Origin of the sequence: Microbispora sp. NPDC049125, assembly GCF_040802045.1 — a bacterium.
In the GTDB taxonomy this organism is placed as follows: Bacteria; Actinomycetota; Actinomycetes; order Streptosporangiales; family Streptosporangiaceae; genus Microbispora.
In genome coordinates this window covers 1-25,088 of record NZ_JBEZDW010000007.1, presented here as the reverse complement: position 1 = coordinate 25,088, position 25,088 = coordinate 1, and the positions used below count along the sequence as shown (strand labels likewise).

General features: G+C 70.2%; 22 protein-coding genes and 1 tRNA gene. 10 read left to right on the top strand and 13 right to left on the bottom strand.

What is annotated here, in order from left to right:
* The first annotated feature begins 90 nt into the window (after nucleotides 1-90).
* The 3 genes from AB0B72_RS10820 to AB0B72_RS10810 are packed head-to-tail and all read left to right on the top strand — an operon-like array spanning nucleotide 91 to nucleotide 2,756.
* Complete coding sequence (locus tag AB0B72_RS10820; RefSeq protein WP_367738393.1) at nucleotides 91-660, top strand: DUF664 domain-containing protein; 570 nt, start codon at nucleotides 91-93, stop codon at nucleotides 658-660.
* A 60-nt stretch (nucleotides 661-720) separates the two neighbouring features.
* Nucleotides 721-1,356, top strand: coding sequence for an ATP-binding cassette domain-containing protein (locus AB0B72_RS10815; RefSeq protein WP_367738392.1), 636 nt, complete (start codon nucleotides 721-723; stop codon nucleotides 1,354-1,356).
* A complete protein-coding gene (locus AB0B72_RS10810; RefSeq protein ID WP_367738391.1) occupies nucleotides 1,353-2,756 on the top strand; it encodes a DUF6297 family protein in 1,404 nt (467 codons plus the stop codon). Before AB0B72_RS10815 ends, AB0B72_RS10810 begins: the two co-directional genes overlap by 4 nt.
* Nucleotides 2,757-2,822: 66 nt before the next feature.
* Here the strand turns inward: AB0B72_RS10810 and cysN are convergent, their stop codons facing one another.
* From cysN to AB0B72_RS10790, 4 genes are read right to left on the bottom strand one after another with little or no spacing between them, the layout of a single operon-like run.
* Nucleotides 2,823-4,085: a sulfate adenylyltransferase subunit CysN gene (cysN, locus tag AB0B72_RS10805; protein WP_367738390.1), complete on the bottom strand. Its 1,263-nt coding sequence runs from the start codon at nucleotides 4,083-4,085 to the stop codon at nucleotides 2,823-2,825.
* Nucleotides 4,086-5,000: a sulfate adenylyltransferase subunit CysD gene (cysD, locus tag AB0B72_RS10800; RefSeq protein WP_367738389.1), complete on the bottom strand. Its 915-nt coding sequence runs from the start codon at nucleotides 4,998-5,000 to the stop codon at nucleotides 4,086-4,088.
* A gap of 11 nt (nucleotides 5,001-5,011) precedes the next feature.
* Nucleotides 5,012-5,782: an inositol monophosphatase family protein gene (locus AB0B72_RS10795; protein ID WP_367738388.1), complete on the bottom strand. Its 771-nt coding sequence runs from the start codon at nucleotides 5,780-5,782 to the stop codon at nucleotides 5,012-5,014.
* 2 nt (nucleotides 5,783-5,784) lie between these two features.
* On the bottom strand, nucleotides 5,785-7,125 hold the full coding sequence (locus AB0B72_RS10790) for a sugar transferase (RefSeq protein WP_367738606.1): 1,341 nt from the start codon (nucleotides 7,123-7,125) through the stop codon (nucleotides 5,785-5,787).
* Nucleotides 7,126-7,329: 204 nt separating this feature from the next.
* On the opposite strand from AB0B72_RS10790, the gene AB0B72_RS10785 reads away from it, so the two are divergent.
* Entirely contained in the window at nucleotides 7,330-7,965 is a 636-nt protein-coding gene (locus AB0B72_RS10785; protein WP_367738387.1) for an exonuclease, read from the top strand.
* Here AB0B72_RS10785 and pth read toward each other — a convergent pair.
* The 6 genes from pth to AB0B72_RS10755 all read right to left on the bottom strand — a co-directional run bounded on the left by pth (nucleotide 7,940) and on the right by AB0B72_RS10755 (nucleotide 13,284).
* A complete protein-coding gene (gene pth / locus AB0B72_RS10780; RefSeq protein WP_367738386.1) occupies nucleotides 7,940-8,566 on the bottom strand; it encodes an aminoacyl-tRNA hydrolase in 627 nt (208 codons plus the stop codon). The two genes, AB0B72_RS10785 and pth, sit on opposite strands and share 26 nt — an antisense overlap.
* Nucleotides 8,567-8,632: 66 nt before the next feature.
* On the bottom strand, nucleotides 8,633-9,229 hold the full coding sequence (locus AB0B72_RS10775) for a 50S ribosomal protein L25/general stress protein Ctc (RefSeq protein ID WP_367738385.1): 597 nt from the start codon (nucleotides 9,227-9,229) through the stop codon (nucleotides 8,633-8,635).
* 116 nt (nucleotides 9,230-9,345) lie between these two features.
* Nucleotides 9,346-10,323 carry a ribose-phosphate diphosphokinase gene (locus AB0B72_RS10770; protein ID WP_367738384.1) on the bottom strand — a complete coding sequence of 326 codons (978 nt, stop codon included), beginning with the start codon at nucleotides 10,321-10,323 and terminating at the stop codon, nucleotides 9,346-9,348.
* Nucleotides 10,324-10,620: 297 nt separating this feature from the next.
* Nucleotides 10,621-12,096 carry a bifunctional UDP-N-acetylglucosamine diphosphorylase/glucosamine-1-phosphate N-acetyltransferase GlmU gene (gene glmU, locus AB0B72_RS10765; RefSeq protein ID WP_367738383.1) on the bottom strand — a complete coding sequence of 492 codons (1,476 nt, stop codon included), beginning with the start codon at nucleotides 12,094-12,096 and terminating at the stop codon, nucleotides 10,621-10,623.
* Nucleotides 12,097-12,278: 182 nt separating this feature from the next.
* A tRNA-Gln gene (locus AB0B72_RS10760) sits at nucleotides 12,279-12,349 on the bottom strand.
* Between the two features lie 53 nt (nucleotides 12,350-12,402).
* Nucleotides 12,403-13,284: a helix-turn-helix domain-containing protein gene (locus AB0B72_RS10755; RefSeq protein WP_367738382.1), complete on the bottom strand. Its 882-nt coding sequence runs from the start codon at nucleotides 13,282-13,284 to the stop codon at nucleotides 12,403-12,405.
* A gap of 244 nt (nucleotides 13,285-13,528) precedes the next feature.
* Here AB0B72_RS10755 and AB0B72_RS10750 point away from each other — a divergent pair, with 244 nt between their 5' ends.
* The 4 genes from AB0B72_RS10750 (at nucleotide 13,529) to AB0B72_RS10735 (ending at nucleotide 18,846) form a co-directional block, all read left to right on the top strand.
* Nucleotides 13,529-14,467, top strand: coding sequence for an acyl-CoA desaturase (locus AB0B72_RS10750; RefSeq protein ID WP_367738381.1), 939 nt, complete (start codon nucleotides 13,529-13,531; stop codon nucleotides 14,465-14,467).
* Between the two features lie 205 nt (nucleotides 14,468-14,672).
* Complete coding sequence (locus AB0B72_RS10745; RefSeq protein ID WP_367738380.1) at nucleotides 14,673-15,758, top strand: TetR family transcriptional regulator; 1,086 nt, start codon at nucleotides 14,673-14,675, stop codon at nucleotides 15,756-15,758.
* Between the two features lie 57 nt (nucleotides 15,759-15,815).
* Nucleotides 15,816-17,918 (top strand): RNA degradosome polyphosphate kinase, encoded by a 2,103-nt coding sequence (locus tag AB0B72_RS10740; protein WP_367738379.1) that lies wholly within the window; start codon nucleotides 15,816-15,818, stop codon nucleotides 17,916-17,918.
* A 31-nt stretch (nucleotides 17,919-17,949) separates the two neighbouring features.
* On the top strand, nucleotides 17,950-18,846 hold the full coding sequence (locus AB0B72_RS10735) for an NUDIX domain-containing protein (RefSeq protein WP_367738378.1): 897 nt from the start codon (nucleotides 17,950-17,952) through the stop codon (nucleotides 18,844-18,846).
* On the opposite strand, the gene AB0B72_RS10730 is transcribed toward AB0B72_RS10735, so the two are convergent.
* The 3 genes from AB0B72_RS10730 to AB0B72_RS10720 form a co-directional block, all read right to left on the bottom strand.
* Nucleotides 18,839-20,302, bottom strand: coding sequence for a CHAD domain-containing protein (locus AB0B72_RS10730; RefSeq protein WP_367738377.1), 1,464 nt, complete (start codon nucleotides 20,300-20,302; stop codon nucleotides 18,839-18,841). The genes AB0B72_RS10735 and AB0B72_RS10730 overlap by 8 nt on opposite strands.
* A gap of 147 nt (nucleotides 20,303-20,449) precedes the next feature.
* Entirely contained in the window at nucleotides 20,450-21,328 is an 879-nt protein-coding gene (locus tag AB0B72_RS10725) for an alpha/beta fold hydrolase (RefSeq protein ID WP_367738376.1), read from the bottom strand.
* Nucleotides 21,329-21,369: 41 nt separating this feature from the next.
* Nucleotides 21,370-22,152, bottom strand: a complete 783-nt coding sequence (locus AB0B72_RS10720) for a trans-aconitate 2-methyltransferase (RefSeq protein WP_367738375.1) — start codon at nucleotides 22,150-22,152, stop codon at nucleotides 21,370-21,372.
* A gap of 83 nt (nucleotides 22,153-22,235) precedes the next feature.
* On the opposite strand from AB0B72_RS10720, the gene AB0B72_RS10715 reads away from it, so the two are divergent.
* Together AB0B72_RS10715 and AB0B72_RS10710 are read left to right on the top strand one after the other, a co-directional pair.
* Nucleotides 22,236-22,760 carry a MarR family winged helix-turn-helix transcriptional regulator gene (locus AB0B72_RS10715; RefSeq protein ID WP_367738374.1) on the top strand — a complete coding sequence of 175 codons (525 nt, stop codon included), beginning with the start codon at nucleotides 22,236-22,238 and terminating at the stop codon, nucleotides 22,758-22,760.
* Nucleotides 22,761-23,078: 318 nt separating this feature from the next.
* Nucleotides 23,079-24,632 carry a serine protease gene (locus tag AB0B72_RS10710; RefSeq protein WP_367738373.1) on the top strand — a complete coding sequence of 518 codons (1,554 nt, stop codon included), beginning with the start codon at nucleotides 23,079-23,081 and terminating at the stop codon, nucleotides 24,630-24,632.
* Nucleotides 24,633-25,088: the final 456 nt, after the last annotated feature.

The following is a 25,088-nucleotide window of genomic DNA, read 5'->3' as shown; positions in this document are numbered from 1 at the left end:
GCGCACAACCAGATCAGCGGGTCCACGGGGCGCCCGAGGTCCAGGGTGTGCCTGAGACAGGATGTCGGTGACAAGGTCTACGGTGACGTCATGACCGACAGCGCCACTCCATGGGAACCGCCCCTCGCCGGCGATGAGACCGAACACCTCATCGGTGCCCTCGACCGCCTTCGCGCCACCTTCCGCTGGAAGGCCGACGACCTCGACGCGGCCGGGCTGCGGACCCGCATCGGCCCCTCCTCGCTGACCCTCGGCGGGCTGCTCAAGCATCTGGCCGCCGTGGAGGACTACACGTTCACCACCAAGCTGAGCGGGAAGCCGGTCGGCGCCCCATGGGACACCGCCGGCTCGGATGGCAGTGACGACTGGGAGTTCGCCTCGGCCGCCGACGACACCCCCGAGCAGCTCTACGCGCTCTGGGACGGCGCGGTCGAACGGTCCCGCGCGCGGCTCGGCGCGGCCTTGGCGGACGGCGGGCTCGACCAGCTCGTCCACGTCGCCTGGCCCGACGGCCGCCATGCGAACCTGCGCCGGCTCGTGTGCGACCTGATCGAGGAGTACGGCCGGCACACCGGGCATGCGGACCTGCTCCGCGAGGCGGTGGACGGACGGGTCGGTGAGGACCCTCCGGCCGGATGGCGTGCGGGGTCTGGCCGATAACGACCGGAGGGCCGTTCACCGATGCCCGACGTAGTGCGGTCCGAAGTCGATGACGACCGGGTGCCAGTGGTCACGGCCAAAGGCGTGCGCGTCGTCCTGGGCGCCTTGACGGTCCTCGACCATTTCGACCTCAGCGTGAATCGGGGAGAAGTCGTCGCGCTGACGGGTGTGAACGGCGTCGGGAAATCGACCCTGCTGCGCTGCCTGGCCGGCATCCAGCGGGTGACGGAGGGAGAGATCGAGGTCTTCGGCGCTCCGCTCCGGGATGACGCCGCGTTCTGGCGCGACGTCGGTCTGGTCACGGAGGATCAGGCGTGGTATCCGTGGCTCACGGTCCGTGAGCATCTGGAGCTGGTCAGGAGGATCCACTCGCCGATCGACGGCTCACTCCTGGAGCCGGAGGTGCTGCTCGACATGTTCGGCCTGTCCGACCGGGTCGACGTCGCACCGATGATGCTCTCCACCGGCCAGCGGCAAAGACTGGCGCTGGCCGCGATGTTCGCGAGGCCCAGCCGTCTTCTGCTGCTCGACGAGCCGGAGCAGGGGCTGGACCAGGCTTTCCGTCAGAGCCTCGGCGCCCTGCTCGCCAAGTACGCCGGTGACGGCGGCACCCTCGTGATGGCCACGCACGACGTGGGTCTCGCCGAGTCCGCGGGGGCGCGTATGGTCACGCTCCACGGAGGGGACGGCGCGTGACGGCGGTCTCTCAACTGACCCGGCGTCGCCGGCCTGGCCGCGAGCCGGCTTGGCAGCGGACGTACTACTGGCTGATCGCCGTGGGGCTCGCCGCCGCGATCGGCGTCCCGCAGTTCATCCGGTTCACCTCCTGGCTCTTCAGCGGGGCCGGGCTGGGCGACCCCGCGTGGGCACTGGCCCTTCTTCTGACCCTTCTGGCCGGCATTCTCACGCTCCTGGCGTGGGCGGGGCCGGTGGTGGCGTCGCCCGCCGACGTGCGGTGGCTGATCCTGTCGCCGCTGAATCGCCGCTGGGTGCTCGCCCGCAACTCGCTGGTGCTCCTCGCGTCCCTGACGGTGGCGGGCCTGGTTCTGGGCTCCCTGGGCGCGGCCGTGTTCGGCACACCGCAGAACGTGATCGCCTGTGTGTCCCTGGGCGTCTCCGTCGCGATCGCCGCGGGTTCGGCGGCTGTTCTACTCCAGGCGGCCGAGGCGAGGCATGACTGGCTTCGGCTCGCCGTGATCCTCCTCGCCGTGGTGGCGGGGCTTCTCATCCTGCTGCGTCCCGCCCTTCCCGGTCCGCCCCTCGCCTGGGTTGCGTCTTCGGCTCCGGTGATCGCGGCGTTCCTGGCATGGCGCGCCTGGGAGGCGTTGCCGGGCTTCCCTTCGCGCGTGCTTCTGGACACGTCGATCCGGATGGGCACGCTGGTCGCCGCTTCCGTCAACCTCGAACCCGCCGTGCTGGCGTCGATCGCCGAGCAACGGTACTGGCGGTCCAGGCGGCTGCGGTCACGGCCCTGGCCGGTCGCCGGCCGCCGGCTGGTGATGGTGCGGTCGGACGCCCGCATGCTGAGCCGCCGTCCGGGCCGGCTCGTCGTGCTGACGGCCCTGACCTCACTGCCGGTCCTCGTCCGCTTCGCCGGGGGAACGAACGGCCTTGCCATGATCGTGCTCTTGTGCGGAGGGCTGGCCGCGGCGACGACAGCGGCCGCCGGTGCGCGCTGGGACGTTCAGCACCCCGAGCTGGCCCGTCTGTTCGCCATGAAGTGGTCCGCCGCGAGGGCGGTGATGCCTGCCGCCTTCGCGTTCCTGTGGGGCAGCCTGGCTCTCGTCCTGCTGTCCGCCGCCGGGTTCATGCCCTGGTGGTCCTGCTTGTACGGTCCGGCGATCGCTCCGGCCCTTGCGGCAGGAGCTCTGCGCCTGGCGCGGCGTGGTGCGATCAACCATGCGATGCCCATCATCGACCTGGGCGCCGGGGGGATCCCCATCGGGCCCGTGCTGTGGGCGATCACCGGAACAGACCTGGCCGCTCTCGGCAGTTCGCCGCTGCTGCTGGCTGTGACACCGGCCTCGCTCGCCGTTCAGGCTCCGCTGAGCATCGTGCTGCTCGGCGTCTATCTGCACTACCAACGTAAGAGATAGCCGCATGCGCAAGGGAGGCGCCGTAGTCGCGGATCCCGGCCGCGACGCCGGGATCCGCGGCGTGGGTCAGTGGGCGTCGACGATCATGCCGGCGGCGACGGTGCCGTTGGTGGCCTCGTCGATCAGGATGAAGCCGCCCGTCATGCGGTTGCGCGCGTAGTCGTCGACGAACAGGGGCTGCGTCGTGCGCAGCGTCACCCGGCCGATCTCGTTCAGGCCGAGCGAGCTCGCCGACTCGTCCCGGTGCAGGGTGTTGACGTCGAGCCGGTAGTGCACGTCCCTCACGAGCGCCCTGGCCGTACGCGTGGTGTGCTTGATGAGCAGCTTGGAGCGGGGCTGCAGCTTGACGCTGTCGGCCATCCAGCAGACCATCGCGTCGATCTCCTGGGCGACGTTCGGCTGGTTGTGCGGCCGGCAGATCATGTCGCCACGGGAGATGTCGATGTCGTCGCCCAGCAGCAACGTCACCGACATGGGCGGGAACGCCTCCTCGATCGGGCCGTCGAAGGAGTCGATGCCCTTGATCGTGGTCGTGAGACCCGAGGGCAGGTGCATGACCTCGTCGCCGGGCTTGAGCACGCCGCCGACGACCTGCCCCGCGTATCCCCGGTAGTCGTGCAGCTCCTGGCTGGTCGCGCTGTGCGGGCGGATGACGTACTGCACCGGGAACCGTACGTCGACGAGGTTGCGGTCGGAGGCGATGTGCACGTGCTCCAGGTGGTGGAGCAGCGACGAGCCCTCGTACCACGGCATGTTCTCCGAGCGGGAGACCACGTTGTCGCCGTGCAGCGCCGACATGGGGATGAACGTGAGGTCCGTGGCGTTCAGCTTGGACGCGAACGCGGTGAACTCCTCACGGATCTCCTCGAACCGCTCCTCGGAGTAGTCGACGAGGTCCATCTTGTTGACCGCGAGCACCAGGTGCGGCACCCGCAGCAGCGTCGTGAGGAACGCGTGCCGCCGCGACTGCTCAAGCACGCCCTTACGCGCGTCGATGAGGATGATCGCCAGGTCGGCCGTGGACGCGCCGGTCACCATGTTGCGGGTGTACTGGATGTGCCCGGGGGTGTCGGCGATGATGAACTTGCGCTTCGGCGTCGCGAAGTAGCGGTACGCCACGTCGATCGTGATGCCCTGCTCACGCTCGGCCCGCAGGCCGTCGGTGAGCAGCGACAGATCGGTGTACTCGGTGCCGCGGTCGCGTGAGGTCCGCTCGACCGCCTCCAGCTGGTCCTCGAAGATCGCCTTGGAGTCGAAGAGCAGCCGCCCGATCAGCGTCGACTTGCCGTCGTCGACGCTTCCCGCCGTGGCGAAGCGAAGGATGTCCATTTAGAAGTAGCCCTCCTTCTTGCGGTCCTCCATGGCGGCCTCGGAGGCCCGGTCGTCGGCCCGGGTCGCCCCGCGCTCGGTGATCCGGGTGACGGCGATCTCCTCGATGATCTCCTGGAGCGTGCTCGCGGTGGACGCGACGGCGCCGGTGCAGGTCATGTCGCCCACCGTGCGGTAGCGGACCATGGCGTCGAAGACCGGCTCGTCGTCACCCCGCTGGACGACCTCGGAGTCGGACAGCAGCATGCCGTCGCGCTCGAAGACCTTGCGGCTGTGCGCGAAGTAGATCGACGGGATCTCGATCCCCTCGCGCTGGATGTAGTGCCAGACGTCCAGCTCGGTCCAGTTCGACAGCGGGAACACCCGGATGTGCTCGCCCCTGCGGATCTTCGTGTTGTAGAGATTCCACAGCTCGGGCCGCTGGTTCTTCGGGTCCCACTGGCCGAAGTCGTCGCGGAAGGAGAACACGCGCTCCTTGGCCCGCGCCTTCTCCTCGTCGCGCCGGGCGCCGCCGAACACCGCGTCGAACTCGTTCTCCTCGATCGCGTCGAGCAGGGTCGTCGTCTGCAGCCGGTTGCGGGAGGCCCGCCGCCCGGTCTCCTCGGTCACCCGCCCCGCGTCGATGGACGCCTGCACGGAGGCCACCACCAGACGCGCGCCGAGCTCGGCGACCCGCCGGTCCCGGTAGTCGATGACCTCGGAGAAGTTGTGCCCGGTGTCCACGTGCATGAGGGGGAACGGGATCGGCGCGGGCCAGAACGCCTTCTCGGCGACCCGCAGCATGACGATCGAGTCCTTGCCGCCGGAGAAGAGCAGACAGGGGCGTTCGAACTCGGCCGCGACCTCACGCATGATGTGGATCGCCTCGGCTTCGAGCACGTCGAGCTGTGACGTCGTGTAGTCACGCTGAAGCATTGGGGCTTCCTTTAGGGAGACTGGCGGTGCAGGTCACGGATGCCGGCGAGCAACGTTGGCGCCAGATCCGGTAGGGAGACCAGGATATCTGGCAGCGAGGGGTCCGCCTGGTTGTAGACCAGCGGCGAGCCGTCGATCCTGCTCGCGTGGGCGCCGGCGGCGAGCGCGACGGCCACGGGTGCGGCGGAGTCCCATTCGTACTGGCCGCCCGCGTGGACGTAGGCCTCCACCTCGCCGGTCAGCACGGCGGCGATCTTGGCGCCCGCCGAGCCGATCGGAACGAGCTCGGCGCCCGCCCGGGCGGCCAGCTCCTTGACGAACTCCGGGGGACGGGTGCGGCTGACGGCGATCCTGAAACGCTCATCGGGCTTCGGGAGGGCGGGAGGCTCCGCCGTCGTGAGCGTACGGCCCTGGGCCGGGAGTGCCACCGCGCCCGCCGCGAGCGCGCCGTCCACCCACAGGGCGACGTGGACGGCCCAGTCGGCGCGGCCGGCCTCGGAGAACTCACGGGTGCCGTCGAGGGGGTCGACGATCCACACCCTGGACGCCGACAGGCGCCGGGGGTCCATCCGCTCCTCGCGGGTCGCCTCCTCCGACAGCACGGCGTCACCGGGCCGCAGGCGCTCCAGCGCGTCCATCAGGAAGCGGTGTGACGACTGGTCGCCGGCGTCCTTGAGTGCCCGCTGGTCGTCGAACCCCATACGCGTCCGGAGCTCAAGGAGCCGCTCCCCCGCCTCCGCCGCCAGGTCACCGGCGAGGGAGTGATCGTCCCGTGTCGTCATATTCAGTAAGCTCCCGCCCCGCGTGCCACGGCAGACCATGTCTTCCACAGGATCTGCAGATCCAGCATGAGAGACCAGTTTTCGACATAACGCAGGTCTAACCGTACCGATTCCTCCCATGACAGGTCCGATCTGCCGTTGACCTGCCACAGCCCGGTCAGCCCCGGCCGGACCACCAGGCGCCTGCGGACGTCGTCGCCGTACCGGGCGACCTCCTCCGGCAGCGGGGGGCGCGGCCCGACCAGCGACATGTCACCCTTCAGCACGTTGATGAGCTGGGGGAGCTCGTCGAGCGAGTGGCGTCTCAGCCTCGCCCCGAGGGGCGTGACGCGCGGGTCCCTGCGGACCTTGAACAGCACCCCCTCGGCGTCGCTCACCAGCTCGACCTTCCGCGACTCGGCGTCGCGCCGCATCGTCCGGAACTTCATGATCGTGAACTCCACGCCGTCCCTGCCCACCCGCGTCTGCCGGAACAGCGCCGGCCCCGGGCTCGTCGCGCGTACGGCCAGGGCGACGGCGGCCAGCAGCGGCGCCAGCAGCACCAGCACCGCCCCCGCGACGAGCCGGTCGAAGACGTTCTTGACGAGCTGCCGCGCGCCGGCCAGCTCCGGGTGCTCGACGTGGAGCAGCGGGAGCCCCGCCACCGGCCGGATGGCCGTACGGGGCCCGGCCACCTCCATCAGCGCCGGGGCGACCACCAGATCGGTGCGGCCGCGCTCCAGCCGCCACGCCAGCCTGCGCAGCGCCGTGCCGTCCAGCTCCGGACAGGCCAGCACCGCCACGGTGTCGGCACCCATCTGCTCGACCACGAGCGGCACGTCGGTGAAGTCGCCCAGCACGGGCACCCCCTCGACCGGCCCCGCGTCGCCCGCCGGGAGGCAGGCCGCCACGACGTCCATGCCGTGGTACCGCTCCCGCCGGAACCTGGCGGCCAGCTCTTCTACCGCCGCGCGGTGGCCCACCGCCACCACGCGGCGCACGCAGTCCTCACCCCTCGCCCGCCGCCGGTGCAGGCGCCGCCGCAGCCCGTACCGGGCCGCCAGCGTGAGCACCGTGGTCAGCGGGAGCGCGATGACGACGTAGCCGCGCGCCGGCTCTGTCCTGGTTACGTACGCGGTGATGGCGACGGCCGCGACCATCGTGAACCCGCTCCGCGCGATCCGGCGGAACTCCTCCGACCCCACCCCGATCAGCCGCGGCTCGTACGCCCGCGCGAGCCCGAGCGCGCACGCCCAGAGCACCGGCAGCGCTCCGCTCAACATCACATAGGGAGCCACATAGGGAGTAACCTCGCCGAACCGCATCACAACAGCGGTCAATCCCCCGAGAAGGGCGCAGAGCATGTCACAGACGGCCGCATGGAGCCGGTACCGGACCGCCCACTCAGGCGGCCGCGGGACCGGATGGGCGGGCGCCTGCCGCGACCTGCCGGCGGCGACCACGGACATCTCGCCGTCCAGCACCCGCGCCTCCTCACCCAAAGCCACAAAGCCGTCACCGACAGTGAGGGATGCTAGCGGCCGGACCCCGGGCATCAGGGAGATTTCGTGAAAGCCGAGACGTACATATCGGTCGACATCGAGGCCGACGGGCCCATTCCCGGCCCGTACTCCATGATCAGCATCGGCATGGCCGTGGCCGGCCGGATGAGCGGCAGGGCGTTCCAGCGGGTCGATCCCGAGGAGGCCACCTTCTACGCCGAGCTACGGCCCATCAGCGACGACTTCGTCCCCGAGTCGCTCGCGGTGACCGGCCTCGACCGCGACCGGCTGCTCCGCGAGGGCCGCGACCCCGCAGACACGATGACGGCCGCCGCCGCCTGGCTGGGCGCCGTCTGCGGCGACACCCTGCCCGTGCTGGCCGCCTTCCCCTTGTCGTACGACTGGATGTGGATCTACTGGTATTTCCTGCGGTTCACCGGCGAATCACCCTTCGGGCACTCCCGGTGCATCGACATCAAGACCCTCTACGCCGCGAAGGCGGGAGTGCCGGTGGCGTGGGCCACCAAGCGGCAGATGCCCCGCCACGTACGGTCCTCCCGCCGGCACACCCACCACGCGCTCGACGACGCCCTGGAGCAGGCGGAGCTGTTCCAGAACCTCATGCTGTGGCCCGGCGGGCGCGGCGTCACCGAGCAGGCCGGCCCTGCGGAGGAGGTCAGCGGGGCGGCTTCGCCGGGTTGAGGTCGCCGGCGTGGAAGCCGTTCTGCGTGGCCTCCAGCCCCGCGGTGATCAGCGACTCCACCATGTCCGCCGCCCGGTCCACCAGGAACGGCAGGTCCTTGCGCTCGGCCGTCGCGAAGTCGCGCAGCACGTAGTCCGCCGGATCCATCCGCCCCGGGGGCCGGCCGATCCCGAACCGGATCCGCAGGTACTCCCGCGTGCCGAGGGACTTGGTGATCGACTTCAGCCCGTTGTGGCCGTTGTCGCCGCCGCCCGCCTTCGCGCGGAGCGCGCCGTACGGCACGTCCAGCTCGTCGTGGACGGCGATGACCCGGTCGGGCGTGACCTTGTAGAAGTCGGCCAGCGCCTTCACCGGGCCGCCGGACAGGTTCATGAACGAAAGCGGCTTGGCCAGGACGGCGGGCACCCCCGCCAGACGGCCCTCGACCACCTCGGCCCGCGACCTGTGCGCCTTGAAGCGCCCGCCCGCCCGCGCCGCCAGCTCGTCCAGCACCATGAAGCCGGCGTTGTGCCGGTTGCCCGCGTACTCCGGGCCGGGGTTGCCCAGGCCGACGACCAGCCACCGCCCCGCGCCGCCCGGCGCGCCCTCGCGGGAAAGCATCCCAGCCTCCTCACATGGAGAAGTCCTCCACAGGCCGTCCTGTGGAGGACTCTCTCACGAACGGTCCTACTCGGCGGCGGTCTCGCCCTCGCCCCCGCCGTCGACGGCGGAGTCGCCCAGGTCGGCGGTCGGAGCGGCGATCACCTGGAGCACCATGGCCTCGGGGTCGCCCGCCAGCGTCGTGCCCTCGGGCAGCTTCAGGTCGCCCGCGGTGACGACAAAACCGGCGTCCTTGCCGTTGACGTCCACCTCCACGCCCGTGGGAATGTGCGTCGCCTCGGTCTCGACCGACACCGTGACGAGCTGCTGGTCGAGGATGGAGCTGCCGATCGTCTCGCCCACCACGTTCACCGGGATCTCGACGGTGACCTTCTCGCCGCGCTGGACCAGCAGCAGGTCGATGTGCTCCAGGAAGCCCTTGATCGGGTCACGCTGGACGCCCTTCGGCAGGGCGATCTCGTCGATGCCCTCGCCGGTGAGGCGGATCAGCACATTCGGCGTGCGCAGCGCGAGCAGCAGCTCGTGACCCGGGAGGGTCAGGTGCTTGGGGTCGGTGCCGTGGCCGTACAGGACGGCGGGAACCTTGTCGGACCGGCGGATCTTCCGCGCGGCGCCCTTGCCGAACTGGTCGCGGAGCTCGGCGGCGATTCGTACTTCGGACACGGCACATCTCCTAGGGATGAACTCGATGACGGGTGGCTGCCTCTCCCTCACCCGCCCTAGCGGAAGGCGTTACGAGCGCAGCCTGCAAAGCCTACCGTGCTTATCTCGCGAGCGTGTCAGCTGTCGCCTTCGAAGAGGCTGGTGACGGAGCCGTCGGTGAAGACCTCGGTGATCGCGCGGGCGATCAGCGGGGCGATCGACATCACCGTGAGGCTGTCGAACCTCTTCTCCTCCGGGATGGGAAGCGTGTTGGTGACGACCACCTCGGAGATGCGGGAGTTCTTCAGGCGGTCGACTGCCGGGTCGGAGAACACCGCGTGCGTCGCCGCCACGATGACGTCGGTCGCGCCGTGCTCGTAGAGCGCGTCGGCCGCCTTGCAGATCGAACCACCCGTGTCGATCATGTCGTCGATCAGCACGCAGGTGCGGCCCCGCACCTTGCCGACCACCTCGTGCACCTTCACCTGGTTCGCCACGTCGAGGTCGCGCCGCTTGTGGATGAACGCCACCGGCGTCCTGAGCGAGTCGGACCACCGCTCGGCCAGCCGTACGCGGCCGGTGTCGGGGGAGACGATCGTCGTGGTGGCCGGGTCGAGCTTCCCGCGCAGATAGTTGATCAGCACGGGCATCGCGAACAGGTGGTCGACCGGGCCGTCGAAGAACCCCTGGATCTGGGAGGTGTGCAGGTCGATCGACATCAGCCGGTCGGCGCCCGCCTTCTTGAACATGTCCGCCATCAGCCGGGCCGTGATCGGCTCCCGGCCGCGGCCCTTCTTGTCCTGCCGGGCGTACCCGAAGAACGGCATGATCACGGTGATCCGCTTGGCGGAGGCCCGCTTGAGGGCGTCCACCATGATCAGCTGTTCCATGATCCACTGGTTGATCGGCGCCGTGTGGCTCTGCATCACGAAGGCGTCGCAGCCGCGCACCGACTCCAGGTAACGCACGTAGATCTCGCCGTTCGCGAAGTCACGCAGCGCCGTGGGGGTGATCTCGACGGCGAGGTTCGCCGCGACCTCGTCGGCCAGCTCCGGGTGGGCGCGCCCGGAGAAGAACATCAGGTTCCGCTCGCCCGTCGTCTTCTTGCCGCTCATGCCGCGCTCCTCGCCTGTCGGTCCCGCCGGCCGCGCATGACCGGCAGGGCGTGTGCAGCCCACGGGGCCTCGGGAGCCCCGTCACGCGTCGGGAAGGACGGCATGCCGCCCCGTCCCCTCGCTCGACTCGCTCGACTCGTTCGGCTCGCTCGGCTCGCTCGGTCGGTCTGGTCGGTCACGGTGTCCTCCTGGACTGCCCTCGGGCGCTACGCGGTCAGACCGCGCCTCGTTCTCGTTCCCTGTGCCGCACGCCCCACGCCGATGCGATGGCCGTACGGCGTGCCGGTGCGGTGCGTGCTATCGGGGCGCGCCGCCGTCCGCTCGGACGCCGTCTCCGGGATCGTCCCGGTCCGCCGCCGCGCGCTCAGCCGCCTCGGCCGAGGAGGAGCCCGCGCGGCGTCGCACGACCCACCCCTCGATGTTGCGCTGCCGGCCCCGCGCCACCGCCATCGCCCCCGGGGGGACGTCATTGGTGATCACGGAGCCCGCCGCGGTGTAGGCGCCGTCGCCGATCGTCACCGGCGCGACGAGCATGGTGTCGCTGCCCACCCGGACGTGGTCGCCCACGACCGTGCGGTGCTTGGAGACTCCGTCGTAGTTGACGAAGACGGAGGCGGCCCCGATGTTGGAGCCCTCCCCGATGGTCGCGTCGCCGACGTACGTCAGGTGGGGCACCTTGGAGCCCTCGCCGATCGTGGCGTTCTTGGTCTCGACGTAGGCGCCGATCTTGCCCTTGCGGCCGAGGACCGTGCCGGGGCGCAGGTACGCGAACGGGCCGACGGTCGCGCCCGGCCCGATCTCGGCGCCCTCGCCGACCGTGTTGCGGACGACGGCCTCCTCGCCGACCACGGTGTCGGTGAGCGTGCTGTGCGGGCCCACCTCGGCGCCGGCTCCGACCCTCGTCACGCCCTTGAGCTGCGTGCCCGGGTGGACCACCGCGTCCGGCTCCATCGTCACGTCCACGTCGATCCAGGTGGTGGCGGGGTCGACGACGGTGACGCCCGCCCTCATGTGGTCACGCAGGATGCGGTCGTTGAGCACCCGCCGGGCGAACGACAGCTGGACGCGGTCGTTGACGCCCTCGACCTCGACGTGGTCGGCGGCCACGTGGGCGCCGACCCGGTGGCCATCCTCGCGGAGGATGGCCAGCACGTCGGTCAGGTACTCCTCGCCCTGGGCGTTGGCGGCGCCCACCCGCCGCAGGGCCCGCGCGAGCAGTGCCCCGTCGAACGCGTAGACGCCCGAGTTCATCTCGGCGATCGCCCGCTGCTCGGGGGTGGCGTCCTTCTCCTCGACGATCTCCAGCACGGCGCCCGCGTCGTCGCGCACGATCCGGCCGTATCCGGCCGGGTCGGGGACCACGGCGGTCAGGACCGTCACGGCGTTCCCATCCTCGGCGTGCCGTTCGAGCAGGCCGCGCAGGGTCTCGGCGCGCAGCAGCGGCGTGTCGCCGTACGTGACGAGGACGGTGCCGTCGATGGGCCCCACGGCCTCCAGGACGGTGCGTACGGCGTGGCCGGTGCCGTTCCGCTTCTCCTGGACGACCAGGCGGGCGTCCGGCGAGACCGCCGACAGGTGGCCCTCGACCTGCTCCCGCGCGTGACCGATCACCACGATCAGCCGCTCGGGGCCGAGCGCGCGGGCGGCGGTGAGCATGTGGTCCACGAGCGCGCGGCCGCTGATCTCGTGGAGGACTTTGGGGGTTTTCGACTTCATCCGGGTGCCCTCGCCGGCGGCGAGGACGATGACGGCGGCCGGGCGCGGCACACTCACGGACTGAGGCTCCCTCGGCGTCGCGGCTGACACGGGTCGGATCGCGGCTTCCGTACGGCAACTACCCATCCACCGCACGGCCACCCGCTCGACAAGGTGAGCTTACCTGCCCCACTCCGGCACGAATCCACCCCCACCCGCACGGGTTTCGCACGCCGACCAGGGCCGATCCCCTGACACAGCTCCCGGGGGAGGATTCGAACCTCCGTTGACAGAACCAAAATCTGTAGTCTTGCCCCTAGACGACCCGGGATGGGCTTGAAGCCGTGAATGTCGGAATCTGACTGCTCAGCCGGAATCCGACAATCAGAATACAGAGCCCCTCCCCTGTTCCGCGCGCCCATTCGTGACGCCGAGCATCCAGCCTTCGATCTTCCGGTAAAGCCATCCACTCCGGCGGACGTCGATCCGAAGGCAACCGTGGTAACCGTCGCCAACGTTGTGGCGCACCGTGCTCGGACTGTGCCGCTTGAGCGTCGGCCTCCCGAAAGAGGCGGCCTCCGCCCCGGTCGCCTCCCGCCAGAACGCGTGGGCGGCACCGACGTCCGCGCTCTCGTGGATCGACACCCTCAGGATGAGATCCCGCCGTTCCACTCCGGCCACGTCGAGGAACCGGAGGAAGAACCGGATCAGGCCAGGGTCGCTGTTGGTGAACGTCACACGCTCGTGCCGGTAGTGGGGCTTGTTCTTCGTGCCCTCGCACCAGTAGGCGACGGCGCCGAGCATGAGGATCTCGCGGTCGGACAGGCGCCCGATCTCGGCGGCGGCGGTGTCGCTCACCGCTCGCCTGGCCGCCTCACGCTCCGCCCGTTCCCGCTCCCAGTAACGCCGGCGGCCTTCGTCGTTCCTCCTGCGGATCTCCTCGGGACTCAGGCGTCCTTCGCGCGGCAAATCGCGGACCCACAGCGAGATGGAGGACTTGGAGACGCCGAGCTCGGCCGCGATCTCGGCATAGGTCCGCCCCTGCGCGCGAAGCTCGCGGGCACGGCGGCGCAGGTCGTCCTTGGCCCTCGGCCGTAGCAGCGACTCGGGCGGCACGGTGCCTCTCAACAGCTTGGTGAGCGTCTCGTTGCTGCGCACCCCGAGGGCCTGCTTGATCTGAAGCCGGGACTTGCCGCTCCGGCGGAGAGCGATCGCCCGCGCGCGCAGCGCCTCGAAACCGGCGGCGTTGTGAGAGGTCCTGCTCATAACCGAACTCTAGTTCGACACACTGACAGTTTCCCGCACGTTCCCGTGCGCGAACTACGCCGGCCAGGCGGAGGGCGGCAGGTCAATAGCAGATGGTCAGGGGATGGGGCAAGTCGTGGACTCGCCACCAGAAATGCGCGGGAGCGTCACCTTCCACACATTCGCTCTTCGCGATTCCTAACTTACGATGGCGTAGGTTACGGTTGCGTAGCCGGACCTTTTCGCCATCACCGTGAGGTAGCCCATGACCGTCGTGACCGACCGCACGTCGCCACAGCCGAAGCCGGACTTCGAGCCGGACGACAAGACCAGGGCCGAGATAATCACCTTCGGCGTCGTCGTAGCAGCCCCGATCATCGCCCTCATCGCGGCCGTGCCGCTGGTCTGGGGCTGGGGCCTGGGCTGGACGGACGTGGCCATCGCGCTGACGTTCTACGTCATCTCCGGGCTTGGCGTCACGGTCGGGTTCCACCGCTACTTCACACACGGGTCCTTCAAGGCCAATCGGCCGCTGAAGATCGCCCTGGCCGTCGCCGGCAGCCTCTCGCTGGAGATGTCCGTGCTCGACTGGGTCGCGACCCACCGCAAGCACCACAAGTTCTCCGACAAGGAGGGCGACCCGCACTCGCCGTGGCGCTTCGGCCCCGGCTTCAAGTCCATGACCAAGGGCCTGCTGTACGCCCACATGGGCTGGCTGTTCGAGAGCGAGCGGACCAACCGCGCCAAGTACGCCCCGGACCTGATCAAGGACCCGGACGTCATGCGGATGCACCGGCTGTTCCCGACGCTGGCGATCACCTCGCTCATCCTTCCGGGCCTTCTGGGCGGTCTGATCAGCATGTCCTGGCAGGGCGCGCTGACCGGGTTCTTCTGGGGCACCGTGATGCGGATCGGTCTGCTGCACCACGTCACCTGGTCGATCAACTCGATCTGCCACGTCTTCGGCGACGAGGCCTTCGAGGTCCGCGACAAGTCGCGCAACGTGTGGTGGCTGGCGATCCCGTCCTTCGGCGAGTCGTGGCACAACCTGCACCACGCCGAGCCCACCTGCGCACGCCACGGCGCGCTGCGCGGTCAGATCGACCTCAGCGCCGGCCTCATCCGCTGGTTCGAGAAGGCGGGATGGGCGTACGACGTGCGCTGGCCGACTCCCGAGCGTCTGGCGGCGAAGCGACTTGGCTGACCCCGCCGGCGCGGACGTCAGGGCCGCCGTACGTCGTCCGGCGGCCCTGACGCCGTCCTCTCCCCTCGATCACCGTTCCCGTACGGCTCGCGCGGAGCCCGTCCCCGGTACGGCGGTCGTCTTACAGAAGCGCACGCCGCCGCCGGACGCCCCGGGCGTCCCCGCCGACGTTCTCCCGGCCCGGGGCCCCGCCCGGGGAGGCGTCATGATGGAACCTGTGAGCGACTCCTCCCGATCCCGAAGACGGATGACCGGTGCGGAACGGCGCGAGCAGTTGATCCAGGTCGGCCGGGGCCTGTTCGCCGCCAAGGGCTACGACGGCACCTCCGTCGAGGAGATCGCCGCGAGCGCGAAGGTCTCCAAGCCGGTGGTGTACGAGCACTTCGGCGGCAAGGAGGGCATCTACGCGGTCGTCATCGACCGTGAGATGCAGCGGCTCCTGAGCCTCGTCACCGAGGCGCTGTCGGCGTCGCACGCCCGGGTGAAGCTGGAGCGGGCCGCCCTGGCGCTGCTGCAGTACATCGAGGAGAGCAACGAGGGGTTCCGCATCCTCGTGCGCGACTCCCACGGGGCGTCGGGCACCGGGACGTTCGCCAGCCTGATCAGCGACATAGCGAGCCAGGTCGAGGACGTGCTGGCCGACGAGTTCAGGGAGCGCGGGTTCGACCCCAAGCTGGCGCCGATGTACGCGCAGATGCTGGTGGGGATGACCGCGCTGACCGGGCAGTGGTGGCTCGACGTGCGCCGGCCGCGCCGGGAGGAGGTCGCCGCCCACCTGGTCAATCTGTCGTGGAACGGTCTGACGGGGCTCGACCCCAATCCGGCCCTCACCGCCGCGACGCGGGGTCTCATCCTGTCGCCCGCCCTTGACGTCCGTACGGCGAGGCCGACGGAGCGTGAGCTCAAGGAGCAGGAGAAGGCCCGCGAACGCGAGCAGCGCGAGCTGGAGAAGGCCAGGGAACGCGAGGCCAAGGAGCAGGAGAAGCTGCGCCGCGAGCAGGAGAAGGCACGCGAACGCGAGCAGCACGAACTGGAGAAGGCGCGCGAACGCGAGCAGCGCGAGCTGGAGAAGGCCAGGGAGCGTGAGCTCAAGGAGCAGGAGAAGCTGCGCCGCGAGCAGGAGAAGGCACGTGAACGCGAGTTGCGCGAGCGCGCCAAGCAACAAGATCGGGAGCGGGCTCTACGCCGGGAGCGCGAGGAGCGGGAGCGGGAGGAGACGAAATCGGCCGCCCGGATCGCCGACGCCATGCCCCTTGACCAGGCCGGACCCGGCCCCGCCGGGCCGGTCTGACGCTTTCCTTGCGACGTCGTTAACGCTTTGTTCAGCAAATTGGGGCATATTTCGTATATGTCCGCCCAAAGCTCCCCCGATCCCGAGCCGGAAGAGGTCCACCTCGCCGAGCACGCCCCCCTTCCTCACGATCGTTTCCTCAACCGGGAGGAAAGCTGGCTCCAGTTCAACGAGCGCGTGCTGGAGCTTGCCGAGGACTCCTCCCTCCCCCTCCTCGAACGTGTCCGGTTCCTCGCCATCTTCGCGAGCAACCTCGACGAGTTCTTCCGCGTCCGGGTCGCCGGTCTCAAGCGGCGGATGGCGACGGGCCTGTTACTGCGGACGACCGGCGGCCTCAAGCCCAGCGAGGCGCTGACCCGGATCGCGATGATCGCCGGCGACCTCGCGCGCAGGCACTCCTCCGTGTTCCAGGACAACGTCCGGCCGCGGCTCGCCGAGTCGGGGATCGAGCTGGTCCGGTGGGACGGCCTGGCGCGGGAGGAGCGGACCGCCCTGCGCAAGCTGTTCCGGCAGCGGATACGGCCGGTCCTGACTCCGCTGGCGGTCGACCCGGCCCACCCCTTCCCGTACATCTCGGGCCTGTCCCTGAACCTCGCGGTGATCGTGCGGAACCCGGCGGACGGCCACACGGTGTTCGCCCGGGTGAAGGTGCCTTCGCAGCTCCCCCGGTTCGTGACGGCCTCCAAGGACCGGTTCGTGCCGCTGGAGGACGTGATCGCCGCCCACCTCGGCGAGCTGTTCAAGGGCATGCAGGTCATGCAGCACCACGTCTTCCGGGTCACCAGGAACGAGGACCTGGACATCGACGAGGACGTCACGGAGAACCTGATGAAGGCGCTGGAGCGGGAGCTGCTGCGCCGCAGGTTCGGCCCGCCGGTCCGCCTGGAGGTCGAGGACACCATCACGCCCGAGGTGCTCGACCTGCTCGTCGAGGAGCTCGGCGTGTCCGACAACGAGATCTACCGGGTGCCCGGCCCGCTCGACCTGACCGGGCTGCACGCGTTCGCCGACCTCGACCGGCCGGAGCTCAGCTATCGCCCGCTCGTCCCGGCGGAGGCGGTGAGCGCGGAGGACGACCTGTTCGCCGTCCTGCGGGAGCACGACATCCTCATCCACCATCCGTACGACTCGTTCGCGACGAGCGTGCAGCGGTTCGTGGAGGACGCGGCGGCCGACCCGGACGTGCTCGCGATCAAGCAGACGCTCTACCGGACCAGCGGCGACTCCCCCATCGTCGACGCCCTGATCGACGCGGCGGAGGCGGGCAAGCAGGTCGTCGTCGTGGTGGAGATCAAGGCCAGGTTCGACGAGCACGCGAACATCTCGTGGGCGCGCAAGCTGGAGACGGCCGGGTGCCACGTCGTCTACGGCGTCCTCGGGCTGAAGACGCACTGCAAGCTGGCCATGGTGGTCCGCCAGGAGGCGGGGGGCGAGCTGCGGCGCTACTGCCACATCGGCACCGGCAACTACAACCCCAAGACCGCCCGGACGTACGAGGACTTCGGGCTGCTGACGGCCGACCCGCAGGTGGGCGAGGACGTCACCGACCTGTTCATGCACCTCACCGGTTACTCGCACCAGTCGGAGTACCGCAGGCTGCTGGTGGCGCCGCACTCGCTGCGGCAGGGCCTGCTCACCCGGATCGACCAGGAGATCGCCCACCGCAGGGCGGGCCGCCCGGCGCGCATCCGGATCAAGACGAACTCGATGGTCGACGAGACGATCATCGACGCGCTGTACCGGGCGTCGCAGGCGGGCGTGCCGGTCGACCTGTGGGTGCGGGGGATGTGCACGCTCAGGCCCGGCGTACCCGGGCTGTCGGAGACCATCAGGGTGCGCAGCATCCTGGGCCGGTTCCTGGAGCACTCCCGGGTGTTCGAGTTCGGCGCGGGGCGGCGGCCGGAGATCTGGATCGGCAGCGCCGATCTCATGCGCCGTAATCTGGACCGGCGCGTGGAGGCGCTGGTGAAGGTCGCGAGCCCGCAGCAGCGCGCCACCCTGTCCGAGCTGCTCGACCTGGCGATGAGTGACACGACGACCGCATGGACGCTGAACTCCGACGGCAAGTGGCTGCGCCATCGCGGTGAGGTGGACCTCCAGCAGCACCTCGTCGCCAGCCGCCGGTGGCGCACCGTGGACGACGGGACGGACCTGAGCTGAAGACCGCACGGAGAGGACCGCGGGCACAGGGATGGCATCGAACGACGGCGGACGCCGGGCCGGCATGATCCGCGCGGCCGGCGCGGTCGTGTGGCGGGGGGACGAGACCGCCCCGGAGGTGGCGCTCGTGCACCGGCCGAAGTACCGAGACTGGACCTTCCCCAAGGGCAAGCTCAAGGCCGGCGAGCACGTGATCGCCGGGGCGCTGCGGGAGGTGGCGGAGGAGACCGGCCTGCGGATCGTGCTCGGGCGGGCGCTCCCGCCTGTGCACTACCTCAAGGGCCTGCGGCTGAAGCGGGTGGACTACTGGCTCGCCCGCGCGACCGGCGGTTCCGCCGGAGGCGAGGGCCGGGGCGACGGGGACGAGGTGGACGAGGTCGTCTGGCTCCCCCTCGCCGAGGCCGGGCGGCGGCTGACCTACGGGTGGGACGGGAAGATGCTGCGCGCGCTCGCCGGCGCGCCCCTGACGACCACCCCGCTGCTCTTCGTACGGCACGGCCTGGCCGGATCCCGGCAGGAGTGGGAGGGCGACGACGACCTCCGCCCGCTCGACGAACGGGGCAAGGCCCAGGCGCGGGCCCTCGCCACGGTCCTCGGCGGCTACCGGCCCGAGGTGCTGATCAGCTCGCACAGCGCCCGATGCACGCAGACGCTCCAGCCGTACGCCGACCGTCACGGGATGGAGATCGTCACGGACAAGGCGCTGTCGGAGAGCGGCTACGACCCGCGCGAGGCGGGCCGCCTGCTCGGCGAGCTGCTCGCCGCCGGCCGGCCGGCGGCGCTGTGCAGCCACGGCAAGGTCCTGCCGGAGCTGCTCCCCATGGCGTACGGCCACCGCCTGGCCGACCCGCACATCGCGAAGGGCGGGCTGGCCGTGCTGCACCGGGCGGGCGGCCGTACGGTGAGCTTCGAACGCTACGTCAGCTGACCCTCGCCCACACCTCGGGGAACTCCTCGTGGGCGCGGACGGCGGCCGCGTGCTCCAGGCCCGCGAGGACGCCGTAGGTGAAGGTGTCCTCCCCGGCCTGCCGCGCCACCTCGGCCTCCTCCAGCAGCAGGCCCTGGGCGACCACGCCGTCCTGGTGCCGGCCGAGCACCTCCTGGACGGTCTCGGCGCGCATGGCCTGCTCGCGCATGCCGACGGCCTCGGCCGTGTAGCGGGCCCGCTTGGCCGCCTTGCGCACGTCGTGCATCGCGGTCTCGCGGCGGTCGAGCTCCTCGATCGCCCGCGCCGCGTCGTAGCGCTCCACGACCCGCTGCCATCCCTTGCCCACGATCCTGGCGAGCGCCTTGTCCGCGTCCTTGGCGGCGTACTCCGTCAGGGGCGGGCAGGCCACGAGCGCGTCGAGGGCGTCGAGCAGCGCGAAGTAGCGCTCGCCGCTGAGTGTCTCCCGGATCCGGTCGTACGCGTCGTGCTCCTTCGCGAGAAGGTCGTCGCCGAGCCTGCGGCGGACGGAGCCGACGACGAGCGAGGGGTCCAGCGCGTCGAGGCGCTCGGTGAACCGCTCGCGGATGACCTCCAGGTCGCGCGCCTCCCCGAGAACCTCGCCCAGCCACCTGAGCTCCTCCTGGAGCTCCTCGGTGCCGGTGACGATCCGCTTGAACGCCTTGAGCGCGCTGCGGAGACGGCGGCAGGCCACCCTCGCCTGGTGGACGGCGTCCTCCTCGGCCTGCCGTACGCGCGGGTCCTGGGCGTTCAGGGCCGCGACCTGGGCGCGCAGATAGCTCACCACGACCTCTCCGGCGGATCCGGGCTTGGGCGTGGTCCGCGGCTCCGATCGGTGTGGGGCGGGGATCTCGCCGAGCAGGCGGCCGAGCTTGCTGGACGCCTCCGCAGGAGTGGCTCCGGACTTGCGCAGGCGCTTGGCGACGCGCTTGAGCAGGTCGCGGTCTCCCTCCTTGAGCTCGGCCTCGACCTCCCGCCACCGCCGGACCAGGGGGTCGTCGCCGAAGACGGTGCCCTTGACACGGTCGTCGGCGATCTCCGCGAGCACCGCGCCCTCGTCGTCGAGTAGCCGGGTGAGGCCGCGCCTGGTCTCCAGCTGGGCGACCGGGGCGAGCGCGGCTCCCCTCGTGTACGCGAGGACGAGCTGTGCCAGCTCGGGCGGCACGACCTTCGCGCTGCGGGTCAGCGGGAGCTGGATCTCCTGGCGGGCGCCCTTCGCCTTGGGCAGCTTGAGATGCCAGCCCGCGTCGTCGCCGCCGCGCCGCCGGCGCAGGGTCACGCCGCGGGCGGCGAGCCTCAGGTCGGGGGTGTCGAAGTAGATCGCGACGAGCTGGTGGCTCAGCGTCCGGGAGACCTCGGCGCAGCCGGGGATGCCCTTCAGGTCGGGCAGGGCGTAGTCGGCTGGAACGTCGAACTTGTCCTCTATCTCTAAAGGCACTGTTCCCCCTAAGTGGCCGCTATGTCTCATTTATGTGGACATAGTGCCACGAGAAGGTGAACAGAAGCCTCGGCTCGCCGCCTCGCCCGGCCACTTCAGTCGGGCACTCCAGTCGGGCACTCCAGTCGGGCACTCCAGTCGGCCGCCTCAGCCGGCCGCCGCTCTCGGCGCGTCGAGGAACGCGTGCAGCTCGGCGGCCAGCGCCTCCGGCACCTCCTCCGCGAAGTGGTGGCCGCAGTCGAGCGCGTGCCCGGTCACGTCGCCCGCCCAGTCGCGCCAGATGCCTGGGATGTCGTCGTACAGGTCGCCGACGTCGTCGCGGGCGCCCCACAGCACGAGCACGGGGCACTGGATCTTCCGTCCTGCGGCCTGGTCGGCGTCGTCGGCGGCGCGGTCCACGCCGAGCCCGGCCCGGTAGTCCTCCAACATGGCGTGCACCGTTTCCGGGTCGTGGATGGCCCGCCGGTAGTCCTCGTACGCCTCGGCGCCCATCTGCTCGGCGGTCGCGGTGTACCAGGCGTCGGGGTCCGCGTTGATCACCCGCTCGGCCGGCTTCTCCATCTGGCCGAAGAAGAACCAGTGGTACCAGGCGGCGGCGAACCGGGCGTCGCAGCGCCTCAGCGCCTCCCCGATCGGCACGCCGCCGAGGATGACGAGCCGCTCCACCGCCTCCGGGTGGTCGAGCGCCAGCCGCTGGGCGACGTAGAGCCCGCGGTCGTGCCCGACCACGGCGAACCGCTCGTGGCCGAGCCGCCGCATCAGCTCCAGGCAGTCACGGGCCATCGCGCGCTTGGAGTACGGCGAGTGGTCGGCGGTCGTCGGCGGCTTGGACGACTGGCCGTATCCGCGCAGATCGGGGCAGACGACGTAGTGGTCCCTTGTGAGCAGCGGCGCCACCCGGTGCCAGGTGGCGTGAGTGCGCGGATGCCCGTGCAGCAGCAGGACGGGCGCCCCGCGGCCGCCGTGCCGTACGCGCAGCTCCACCTCGCCGACGTCGATCCGCTCCAGTGTGAATCCCTCGAACATCAATCACCTCCGGAGCGGCCGAGTATCCGGCGAGGCGCGGTTCAAACCGCCTGCGAGGCGGAGCCGCGGCGGGAAGCCACGACGAAGATCCGGCGGAACGGGAAGGGCGTGCCGTACGACCTGCGCGGGTAGGCTTCGCGCAGCACCCTGCCGCAGTCGGCGAGAAAATCCTCGCGGCGGCCGGGCGGCAGGCGGTCCAGCATCGGCCGTAGCGCCGTCCCTGTCACCCAGGAGAGCACGGCGTCCTCCCCGGCCAGCACGTGAATGTAGGTGGTCTCCCAGGCGTCGACCCCGCAGCCCAGGCCGGCGAGCAGGTCCAGATACTCGCCGGGCTCCCCGACCGGCGCGCGCCCCGGGATGTCGCCCAGCTCCTCCCGCCACGTCGTACGGCACAGCTCACGGATCGCCGCGTGGCTGGGGGCGTCGAAGTTGCCCGGCACCTGGAAGGCCAGCCGGCCGTTCTCCGACAGGTGACCGGCCCACCGGGCGAGCAGCTCCCGATGCTCGGGGACCCATTGGAGCAGCGCGTTCGAGACGAGCACGTCCACCGGCCGCGCGGGCTGCCAGTCGCGCACGTCGGCGACCTCGAACACCGGCCCGTCCGGCGCCTTGGAGATCATCGCGGGCGAGGAGTCGATCCCGTGGACCGTCGCGCCGGGCCAGCGCCGGGCGAGCGCCGCGGTCAGCTCTCCGGTGCCGCAGCCGAGGTCCACCACGTACTCGGGCTCGTCCACGTCCACACGGGCCATCAGCTCGAAGAACGGACGGGCCCGCTCTCCCGCGTGACGCTCGTACACATCGGGGTCCCAGATGTCGCGGCTCACGCCTTCCTCCTATTTATCTTGATATCAAGAGAACTCTTTATCGCGGGAGGTCTCTCGATGTCAAGACAGCTACACTCGGGCCCATGACCTTCTCGAGGTCCGTCGAGGACGAGGTGGACCGGCTGGTCGCGGCCTGGCGCAAGGAGCGCCCCGATCTGGACGTGACGCCGCTGGAGGTGCTCAGCCGGGTGTCCCGGCTCAGCCGGCACCTGGAGCGCGAGCGCCGCGGAGCCTTCGCCGACCACGGCATGGAGTCGTGGGAGTTCGACGTGCTGACGGCGCTGCGCCGGGCGGGCGAGCCGTACGAGATGAGCCCGGGAGCACTGCTGCGGGCCACGCTCGTCACGTCCGGGACGATGACGAACCGGATCGACCGGCTCGCGGCCGCCGGGCTGGTGACCAGGAACCCCGACCCCGAGGACCGGCGCGGAGTGCTTGTGAGGCTGACGGCCGCGGGGCTCGAACGGGTGGACGCGGCCTTCGCCGACCTGCTGCGGCGCGAGCGGGAGCTGCTGGCGGGCCTTGGACAGCATGAACAGCAGGCCCTCGCCGGCCTGCTGCGCACGCTTCTCGTTCCCTTTGACGCCTCCGACAGTGGAGCGCAGTAAGCCAGTGCCCACGGTCAGCGGGCTCTAACACGGCATCCTCGGACGGGTCCGGAGCCGTCCCCGGTTTCGCCATCGAGTGTGATATGCGTCACGCAGTGCCGTGGATCGATCCACCGGCGTCCTGCCGCGAAGCGGTGATCAGCGCAAACACGGCGGACGGCCGGTTGCGGCTGTCGGCGACGGCACGGCGTCTTCCGCCCGGTGAAACATACACACCGATTTGCCTCCATTCCCAGCTTTTTCTCAGATAACTTGCTACCCGTCCTTTACTGACGTATGGGGTGCAAGCGCGCCCCACGACAGACCAGGGAGACCCCCTTGAAGCGCTCGCTCGCCCTCGGTGGCATCGCGGCCGGCCTGCTGGCCTCCGCGGCCGTCGCCGTCCCGGCCCACGCCGATTCCGTACCATCCGTCGTGCTCGCCAACACCCCGTTCGCGGCCAAGCAGGTCGCCGCCTTCTGGTACGGGGAGAACAAGGCGAACCTGATCGGCGCCACCCCCTACAACGTCGAGACGAAGGTCGTCGCCAAGCACGTCTCCGGTGGCGGCCCCTCGGCCAGCACCAAGCCCGGCACCGTCCCGGCGATCGGTGACGAGAAGAAGTCGACCTCGAAGTCGAAGAACGTCAACCTGCCCAAGACCACGGGCAAGGTCTTCTTCATCGGCGCCGACCACAGGCCGCACTGGTGCACCGCGACCTCCGTGCAGTCCTCGTACCACAACCTGGTCGCCACGGCCGGACACTGCGTGTACGACACCGAGAGCAACCGCGAGACGCTCGACAAGTGGGTCTTCATCCCGGGTTACTACCAGGGCAAGACCCCGTGGGGCATCTACGTCGGCAAGCAGGCCTTCACGCACTACGACTACGACGTCTACGAGGACGGCGACCGCGACTACGCGTTCGTCACCGTCTACAACGGCGTCCTGCCCACCAGCGCCGGAGTGACCAACTACTCCAAGGTCTGGGAGCACAAGTGGCAGGCGTACAAGGACGCCGGCCGTCTCAAGAACGACAAGAGCACGGTGTGGTCGAAGGTCGACGTCGACTCGGTCGGCGACCCGGACCACCTGGTCCCCGTCGGCACCCACGAGTCGGACAAGTTCTGGATCACCACGGAGACCTTCGCCAAGGCGAACCCGGGCAAGGACCTCAAGGGTGACGGCCCCTGGGACGCGCGCACGGGCGTCGTGACGGACCAGATCACCGGCGCGCAGTACAACAGCAGCAAGGACTGGTACGTCAGCCAGGACGGCAAGACCCTCTACTGGCGCAAGCCGGTCGCCGTCGAGGCCGTCGCGACGCCGACACCGACACCGACGCCGACCCCCACGGCCACCGCGATCGCCGCGCCGGCCGTGACGTACACGTACTACAAGCGCACCTTCTGGGGCAACTACGACCTGGACTACAAGGTCAGCGCCAGGGTCTTCGGCATCGGCCTCAAGGACGTCGGCCGCCTCGGCGACAACGTCGGCGGGCAGGGTCTGGCCTACAACCAGAAGCTCGGCAAGAACGTCTTCGTCTTCGGCTACCCGAGCGGGTCGCACCCGGACGGCAACTACGCCTACACCGGCAAGACCCTGAAGTGGTCGTACGGCAAGACCTTCGCCGCGAGCGCTTCGGCGATCAAGGCCGAGGAGCTCGTCGGCGTGAAGTCCTCCTTCACCGGTGAGGGCTCCATCGGCTCCTCCTGGCTGCTGAGCTACAGCAGCAACCGTCGTCTGGGCTACCTGAACGGCGTGACCATCGGCGTCTCCGACACCGACAAGAACAACCGCATCGACACCAGCGTCTCCCCGTACTTCGACGGTGAGCTCTACGGCGTCTACAGCGCGGCCAAGGGCCTCTGGTCCGGCAAGATCGTCTGATCTGAGCGGTCGTGAAACGTCCCTGACGTCTCGCTCCTGAGCGGAGTCTCCGGCGTCTCGTGAGCGGCGTTTTCCCGAAGGGCCCGGCATCCAGCCGGGCCCTTTCCGTTGTCCCTGATGCGTTCCCTGTCTGCCCTCGGCCGGCCTTTCCCCCTTCTGGACGGCCTGCGCCGGGGGATCCACCGCTCCGGCCCAGGGAATGGCCGCCATCGCCGGACGACCACGAGCGGTAGGACGTGGTTGGCGGTTGACGCGGTCCCGTTCTTCGCTTCCGGGGATGAGGGCCCGGCCCGGACCGTAGCCATGGCTGAGTGGTCGCCGGACTGGTTGATGGTGCCGGGAGCGGTTCATCGTTTGTGGAGGTGGCGTTTGGGGTGGTGGAGGAGGGTCCAGGTGCCGTCGTGGTTGCGGTGGGTGGTGTAGCGGTGGGGGTGGTGGAATTTGTCGCGGTTGTGG